Below are 7,896 nucleotides of genomic sequence, written 5' to 3'. Positions count from 1 at the left end.
AAAGATGATGCCGCCGACCCCGGCGACAACATCACCGAGCGCGACCATATAGGGACGATCCTTCTCGGACGACATTGAGAGAAGGTAAAGGTAACGCCCGTTTTGAACGCCACCAATCCCGAACGACAAGAAGAAGATCGTCGCGGCATAGACCCAGGGATTGCCAGCCAGAGCGAACAGGTCGAAGGCAATCGCCATCAGCGCGGAGAACGACGCAATGGCCGAAGCGCCGGCGATCGTATAACGGATCGAATGGCGCATCAGTTTTCGCCAAAGCAGCGCCCCGAGCGCGGTTCCGGCACTGGTCGCGGTGACAAAGATGCTCAATATGTGCGGCGTCGACAGGTGATAGGTCGCCGCATGTATCGTGTAGAACGGCGTTGCAAGTTCGACCGACAGAAAGAAAATACGGGACACAAGGAATTTCCTGTACCAGGCATTTTGCACCGCAAGCGCCCATCCGCAGGCGACCTGAGCGATAAAACCAGGCGTTTCCCCGGGCGATGAGTCATCGGTCGTAAGGGGTATCGCCTCCCATCAGATCGCGGGTCAGCCAGACAGCCGCGATTGTCACGACGCAGTTTCCCGCAAGTTGCGTAAAGACAACCTCGCCACGGTCGCTTTCACTCAGCTCCGGTCCATAAATCTGATTGCTGCCGAGACTCCATGTCCCGACGCACAGGCCCAGAATTATGGACACGGCGATGAACAGCGCAGCGGCAAGCCAGACCGGCAGGCTGTCAGCCGACAGCGCGACGAGCGCCAGAACGCCGGCGATGATCAGATTTGGAAGCATCATCGCATATCTGGCGCGTGTACCGACCTTGACGTAAGGCGAAATCAGCGCCTCGACGATCAAACGCGCGGCCTTTGCGCACGGAAGGAGAAGGGTGGCGATGAATTGCGGCGCGCCAAGCGCCAGGTAGAGGAACGGCAGCACCATTCCCGGGCTGGCAACGATATCGGAAACAGATTCGCCAATCCCGGACCACAACAGGTAGGACCGGTTTTTGTTCGGACCAGATGCCGGTGTTTTGCCCAAACTATTCATCCATACGCGTCACACGTCCAGCCGTGCGAATCGCACCGGACGGTAACACTGATATCCGGCTCTGTCCGCAAGGCCGATACGCGCGCAAAATCCGCGAACACGTCGCTTTGACCGGTTGCGGCGCGGGAGAACGCAAATGGCAGCAGGGTGTCGTTCCTTCACGGAAGGCCCACAGCCCTTCGGCTACTGGCGGAAATGCTTGGAGAGCTTCAGGCCCTGGGCCTGATAGTTGGAACCGAGGTCCGAACCGTAAAGCGCCTTGGGGCGTTCCAGCATGTGTTCGTAGATCAGCCGTCCGACGATCTGGCCGTGTTCCAGGATGAACGGCACTTCATGACTGCGCACTTCAAGAACGGCGCGGCTGCCCGAGCCGCCGGCATCGGAATGGCCGAAACCGGGGTCGAAGAAACCGGCATAATGAACGCGGAATTCGCCGACGAGCGGGTCGAAGGGCGTCATTTCGGCGGCATAGAGCGGCGGGACATGTACGGCCTCACGCGAGACGAGGATGTAAAACTCGTCCGGATCGAGGATGATATAACCGTTGCCGCGCGTATAGACGGGTTCCCAGAAATCGAGGATATCGTGCTGCGCCTTGCGGTCTACATCAATGACGGCGGTGTGGTGCTTGCCGCGATATCCGGCAAGGCCGTGCGGCCCGCTTTCCAGATCGACCGAAAGCGCGATGCCGCCGCCGGAGATATTGGGCGTTTCGGATGCGACCAGCACTTCGGCCTCGTGCAGGCGGGCCAGGGCCGCCTCGTCCAGCCCGGCGTTGCCCTTGCGGAAACGGATCTGCGACAGGCGCGAGCCGGTCCGGGCGACAATCGGGAACGTGCGCGGACTGACCTCCAGATAGAGCGGTCCGTGATAGCCGGCCGGGATCTTGTCGAATTCCTGCGTGTTGTCGGCCATGACGCGGGTGAAGATATCGAGCCGGCCGGTGGAACTCTTCGGATTGGCCGACGCGGATATCTCTCTGGGCAGTTCAAGGCTTTCCAGGAGCGGCACGATATAGACACAGCCGGTTTCCAGAACCGCGCCGTTCGTCAGGTCGATCTCGTGCAGTTTCAGATGGTCCAGCTTGTCGGCGACGCCGTGGTCCGGGCCCGGCAGGAAGCTGGCGCGGACCCGGTACGCCGTCTCGCCGAGACGCAGGTCGAGACTTGCCGGCTGGATCTGGTCGTCATCGAGCGGGCGCGGCGCTTTCAGGCGTCCTGCCTCAAAGAGCCCCGCAATATTCAGATCGGCCAGAATACCGGCTGCTGCCATGCCTTGATCCCCTGCTGTCGCCCCGTATCAAATACAGCGCAATGCGATTGACGCAAGGATATCGGGTCTGTAAAGAACCCTTATCCCGTGGTGATTTGGCCGACCGGCTTGCTGCCACGTTAAACAAGTCGCTAAAAGGTCGGGTGAGCAACCGGCTGGCGATGACCGCAAGCCGGTTTTTTGTTGGGTAAAGACGATGACAGACAAGAACAACAGACCGCAAAACACATCCGGATGGCGTCCCGCGACACAGATGGTTCACGGCGGCACCAGCCGCTCGCAATTCGGCGAGACGTCCGAGGCGATGTTCCTGACGCAAGGTTTCGTCTATGACAGCGCCGAGGCTGCTGAGGCCCGTTTCAGGGGCGAGGATTGCGGCTTTATCTACTCGCGCTACGCCAACCCGACGGTCGACATGTTCGAAAAGCGCATGTGTGCGCTGGAGAACGCCGAAGACGCGCGGGCGACGGCTTCGGGAATGGCCGCGGTATCGGCTGCGCTCCTGTGCCAGGTGAAAGCGGGCGATCATGTCGTCGCCGCACGGGCGCTGTTCGGCTCCTGCCGCTGGGTCGTCGAGACACTGATGCCGCAATACGGAATCGAGACAACGCTGATCGACGGGACCGACCTTGCCAACTGGCAGCAGGCCGTAAAACCGAACACCAGGGTGTTTTTCCTGGAAAGCCCGACGAACCCGACACTGGAGGTGATCGACATCGCCGGTGTTGCGGAGATTGCGAACGCAAGCGGCGCGAAGGTGGTGGTGGACAATGTCTTTGCAACGCCGCTCTATCAGAAACCGCTGGCGCTTGGCGCGCATATCGTCGTCTACTCAGCGACCAAACATATTGACGGTCAGGGCCGCTGTCTCGGCGGCATCGTGCTGTCCTCCAAGGACTGGATCGAGGAAAACCTGCACGATTATTTCCGCCATACCGGCCCGTCGCTGTCACCGTTCAACGCCTGGACGCTGCTGAAAGGGCTGGAGACATTACCGCTTCGGGTGCGCCAGCAAACCAAAAGCGCCGGACGGATCGCCGACCATCTGGCTGCCCAAGGTTCGATCAAACGGGTCATTTATCCCGGGCGCGAAGACCATCCGCAGGCCAACATTATCAGGCGGCAGATGTCGGGCGGATCGACGCTCATCGCCTTCGAGATCGATGGCGGCAAGCCGGCGGCCTTTGCCTTCGAGAACGCGCTCGACATTGTGCGCATGTCCAACAATCTCGGCGACGCCAAGAGCCTGATCACCCACCCGGCGACCACGACGCACAAGAACCTGACGGAAGAGGCCCGCGCCGAACTCGGAATCACCGATGCCACGGTACGGCTTTCCGTGGGCCTTGAGGACGCGGACGATCTGATCGCCGATATCGACCGGGCGCTGTCGATTGCAAAACGTGGCAGCCTATCCGCGAACCAACTTCAGAAGCGGTTCAAATGAATACAACGCAGGTCGCCGGCCCGAAGCCGGTTGGTTTGTTACCAGCAGCCGCTCATCAGCTAGAATTCGCGTGAACCTGTGTGCTGTTTGCGGGGGTATTCCAGAACTATGAGTGAATACATTGTTTCTGAATACCGGTCGTGAAAAAACAAAATCCAGTGCAACGGTACTCCATTGCGATGATAGTATCTCTCTGAATTTATCCTTCATATCCTCGTAAAGGGATCTGATTTGCTCTGACTTCTTTAGATTCTCTTTCGCTTGCTGTTCCAGGGACTGAAGGAAGAAAACTATCCAGTCTGTCCAATTGTCATGCTCTGAAACCGCCCGCATAAGGTCTATGTATTCATCTCTATTGGCTTCCAATACACCGCTAATGTAAAAATGTGGTTCGGAAACAACCTTGTAATGCCAGAGCATCAGTGTGATCAGCATTCGCCCCACACGCCCGTTTCCATCTTTGAATGGATGCAAAGCTTCAAATTCAAGATGGGCCAAAGCGGTACGGATGAGGATTTGCCAGTTCTCGTCTTCAATGAAGTCAAAGAGCCTTTCCAGTCCAATTTCCAGCTGTTGCGGACTAATCGGAACAAATAACACCTTCTTGCGGCTTGGATCCGCCAGATAGTTTTGCTCTGTTTTGAACTCCCCTGGCGACTGAGTTTGCCCTCTCCCAAATCCGAGAAGAACGCTGTGAGTTGATCTCATAAGGTGATTGGATATTGGTTGGCCGTCGTGTATCGCGGCTTGTGCTCGCCGCATTGCCTGACCATAAAGAAACACTTCGACCGCTTCTGTTCTATAGCGTGTTTCTCTGTCTCCACCCTCTTGATCTGCCTCGTATTGCAGCACTTCATCGAGTGTACTGACGGTTCCCTCCATCCTGGATGAAACCACGGCTTCCTGACTGCGAAGCGGAGCAAGCAATATCTCACTGTTGTGCATGCCCTTGAGCATTTGATCGTATCTGGCGATCGCTTCGGAGGCTTGAGCTATTGGCGTTAGAAGGCGCTCGAAGTTTATGGATTTCGGAGGAAACCTGTCATAGTGATAATTGACTGCGTTGCTGAAATCCAAATGGCCGGTATTTGCATTCATTTGAGTGTCAGATTTGTTGATTTTTAATAATGTAATGATCTTGAGTGGAAAATATGACAACCAAATGAGTTTGTCTATAATATTATTACGAATATCATACATAAAGCAGCTTGACTTTTTTCCATTAAATCCAAACCGGGTTGATTCTTGGATTGGCTGCAAACTGAATAGACAAACGGGAAATTCACAGCAGCTATTTGGCAAGATAGCTACTCATTAGAGCGCATCACATTTCAAACAAAAGCAGGCAAAACAACGCCTTATCGCCGGCTGAAGACCCGGCCGGCGAGGACGATGCGCGACAGTGCCGTATAGAAGCAGATGGCCGCATAGATATAGGCGATCACGGCGAAGGCCGAGGGGAAGATGCAGATCACCACGAATACGGCGATGGTCTCGGTCGCCTCGGCAAGGCCGGTGGTGAAATAGAGCGATTTTTCGCCGCGCACCGTGCTGTGCATATCGTAGCGTTCGGCCATGATCGCATAGGCGAGGAAGGTCGATCCGTTGACGTAAAATGACAGGATCAGCACGGCGCCCGCAACCGCGTTCGCCTGCGGATCGGCAAGGACAAAACCAAGCGGGATCGAGCCGTAGAAGACAAAATCGAGGACGATGTCGAGATAACCGCCGAAATCGGTTGATTCCGTCGCTTTGGCGATGGCGCCGTCGAGACCGTCGCAGAACCGGCTGAGAAGGAGAAGAACAAGCCCGAGCCAGTAGGCGTGCTGCCAGATGGCGAAAGCGGCGGCGAGGCCGATGATACAGCCGACGACCGTCACCGTGTTGGCCGTGACGCCCCAGGCGGCCACTCGCCGTCCGCAAGCATCGAGCGGCGGATTGATGATCTCCCGAACCGCACCGTCCAGCATGATGTCTCCTTTCCGGCGACGCGCCCGCGGTCCGCAGGATCGCCGGGCCTCGACCTTGCCCATGCATACAGCTTTCGCATGTGCACGAAAGCCATCATTTCTCACAATTGCGTCACCGCGAATTTATCCGGCGAGGCAATCAACAAGCTTTAGGCTGCAGTGACCATACCGCGATAGTGCGCATATTGGAGCCCGGACGTGCACTAACCCTGTTGAGAAAACCGGATTCCCCTGCGCCGGATGATGTTTTATACAGGCGGCGGCGGGATTGGTGTAGAATGAACGGGAAGGCTCGATGACGATGTACCGGGCGCTGACACACGATATCGAGATAACGGTGGAGCCGTTCTATCTCGAAGAGCAGTCCGAGCCGGACGACAACAGGTTCGTCTGGGGTTACCGGATTGTCATCGTCAATCACTCCGACGAGACCGTGCAATTGCGGCACCGTTTCTGGCGGATCACGGATGCCGCCGGCCAGGTCGACGAGATCAACGGCGAGGGCGTCGTCGGCAAGCAGCCGGTCCTGGAGCCGGGAGAGCAGTTCGAATACTCATCCGGATGCCCGCTCGACACGTCATCGGGCATGATGGTCGGCCAGTACCGGATGGAGCGCAGGGACGGCAAGAGCTTCATGGTCGACATTCCGGCATTCTCACTCGACGTACCGGGAATGACGAGAACGCTCAATTGAACGGAGCGCTCGATTTTCGCCCCGTGGCGCTCGTCACGGGCATCCTGATCGCCACGCTCGGCGTGGCGATGCTGCTGCCGGCGATTGTCGATCTCGCCGCCAACAACAGCGACTGGATGGTGTTCTTCGCAGCCTCGATGCTGACGACGCTGATCGGCCTGTCGCTGTTTGCGGCGACACGGGGCACGCCGCGCGGCCTGTCCACCCGGCAGGCGCTTTTGATGACCGTCGTTTCCTGGCTCGCCCTCGTCGCCTTCGGGGCCCTGCCCTTCGTCTGGTCCGGGGCGGTGCCGAGCTACACCGACGCCTTCTTTGAATCCATGTCGGGGCTGACAACGACCGGCGCGACGGTGATCACGGATCTCGAAAGCGTGCCGCCCGGCATTTTGTTCTGGCGCGGTCTCCTGCAATGGCTGGGCGGCCTCGGCATCATCGTCATGGCGATCGCCGTGCTGCCGATGCTGCAGATCGGCGGCATGCAGCTTTTCAAGGCGGAGGCCTTCGATACCGCTGAAAAAATCCTGCCGCGCGCAACGCAGATTTCGAGTTCCATTACCCTCGTCTTTATCGGCTTCACCGTCGCCTGCTGCATCCTCTATCTTGCGGCGGGCATGCCGATCGACGATGCGGTGATCCACTCCATGACGACCGTGGCGACCGGCGGCTTTTCCACCAAGGACGAATCCATCGGCTATTTCAACAGCGCGGCGATTGACTGGATCGCCGTCACCTTCATGATCCTCGGCTCCATCCCCTTCATCCTTTACGTGCAGGCGCTGCAGGGCCGCATCCGGCCGATATTTCTCGATTCACAGGTGCGTGTCTTTATCGGCCTGTTGGCCATCGCCACCGTCATCGCCTGGCTGATGGCCCATTACGGCGAACATCACGTCGGCATCGACGGTCTGCGCTTTGCCGCCTTCAACGTGGTTTCGATCACCACAGGCACGGGCTATGCGACAACGGATTACGGGCTGTGGGGGCCGCATGCGATCTCCTTCTTCTTCGTCATCATGTTCATCGGCGGCTGTGCCGGCTCGACGTCCTGCGGCATCAAGATCTTCCGCTTCCAGGTGCTGTTCGAGGCGATCCGCCAGCACATCAACCAGGTGATGTATCCGCACGGCATTTTCAGGCCGCGCTTCAACGGCCGGCCCATCGACCAGCGGGTCATCGCATCGGTGATGAGCTTCATGTTCCTCTACGTGGTGAGCTTCGGCGTCATTTCGATCGCCCTTATCCTCACCGGCCTCGACACGACGACGGCTTTGTCCGGCGCCGGCTCGGCGATCTCCAATGTCGGCCCCGGCCTCGGCACGATCATCGGCCCGGCCGGTAATTATGCGCCGCTGAACGATCCGGCCAAATGGGCCCTGTCGGCGGGCATGCTGCTCGGCCGGCTCGAACTCTTCACGATCATGGTGCTGTTTCTGCCCCGCTTCTGGCGGAGCTGATCGTCGGA

Annotated in this window: 8 protein-coding genes and 1 riboswitch; of the genes, 3 read left to right on the top strand and 5 right to left on the bottom strand. The window is 58.2% G+C overall.

Going from position 1 to position 7,896, the window contains the following annotated elements:
• From AC5E6N_RS10980 to AC5E6N_RS10970, 3 genes are all read right to left on the bottom strand, one after another.
• A partial coding sequence (locus tag AC5E6N_RS10980) for a hypothetical protein (RefSeq protein ID WP_491747860.1) occupies window positions 1-417 on the bottom strand: 417 nt, incomplete at its 3' end.
• 91 nt (window positions 418-508) lie between these two features.
• Window positions 509-1,042 (bottom strand): hypothetical protein, encoded by a 534-nt coding sequence (locus tag AC5E6N_RS10975; RefSeq protein WP_491747859.1) that lies wholly within the window; start codon window positions 1,040-1,042, stop codon window positions 509-511.
• Between the two features lie 192 nt (window positions 1,043-1,234).
• Entirely contained in the window at window positions 1,235-2,323 is a 1,089-nt protein-coding gene (locus tag AC5E6N_RS10970; protein ID WP_491747858.1) for a 2'-deoxycytidine 5'-triphosphate deaminase, read from the bottom strand.
• Between the two features lie 77 nt (window positions 2,324-2,400).
• Window positions 2,401-2,478: riboswitch (SAM riboswitch) on the top strand.
• A gap of 41 nt (window positions 2,479-2,519) precedes the next feature.
• Here AC5E6N_RS10970 and AC5E6N_RS10965 point away from each other — a divergent pair.
• A complete protein-coding gene (locus AC5E6N_RS10965) occupies window positions 2,520-3,770 on the top strand; it encodes an O-succinylhomoserine sulfhydrylase (protein ID WP_491747857.1) in 1,251 nt (416 codons plus the stop codon).
• Here the strand turns inward: AC5E6N_RS10965 and AC5E6N_RS10960 are convergent.
• Together AC5E6N_RS10960 and AC5E6N_RS10955 are read right to left on the bottom strand one after the other, a co-directional pair.
• Window positions 3,735-4,970, bottom strand: coding sequence for a Fic family protein (locus AC5E6N_RS10960; protein WP_491747856.1), 1,236 nt, complete (start codon window positions 4,968-4,970; stop codon window positions 3,735-3,737). The genes AC5E6N_RS10965 and AC5E6N_RS10960 overlap by 36 nt on opposite strands.
• Before the next feature lie 158 nt (window positions 4,971-5,128).
• Window positions 5,129-5,740, bottom strand: a complete 612-nt coding sequence (locus AC5E6N_RS10955) for a CDP-alcohol phosphatidyltransferase family protein (protein ID WP_491689184.1) — start codon at window positions 5,738-5,740, stop codon at window positions 5,129-5,131.
• 301 nt (window positions 5,741-6,041) lie between these two features.
• Between AC5E6N_RS10955 and apaG the strand changes: the two genes are divergently transcribed.
• Window positions 6,042-6,434 (top strand): Co2+/Mg2+ efflux protein ApaG, encoded by a 393-nt coding sequence (apaG, locus tag AC5E6N_RS10950; protein ID WP_491747861.1) that lies wholly within the window; start codon window positions 6,042-6,044, stop codon window positions 6,432-6,434.
• Window positions 6,431-7,888 carry a TrkH family potassium uptake protein gene (locus AC5E6N_RS10945; RefSeq protein WP_491747855.1) on the top strand — a complete coding sequence of 486 codons (1,458 nt, stop codon included), beginning with the start codon at window positions 6,431-6,433 and terminating at the stop codon, window positions 7,886-7,888. Before apaG ends, AC5E6N_RS10945 begins: the two co-directional genes overlap by 4 nt.
• The last annotated feature ends 8 nt before the right edge of the window (window positions 7,889-7,896 follow it).

Source organism: Hoeflea sp. (assembly GCF_984452065.1).
Note: the sequence above shows the minus strand (reverse complement) of the source record. Positions and strands in the feature narration are given on the sequence as shown.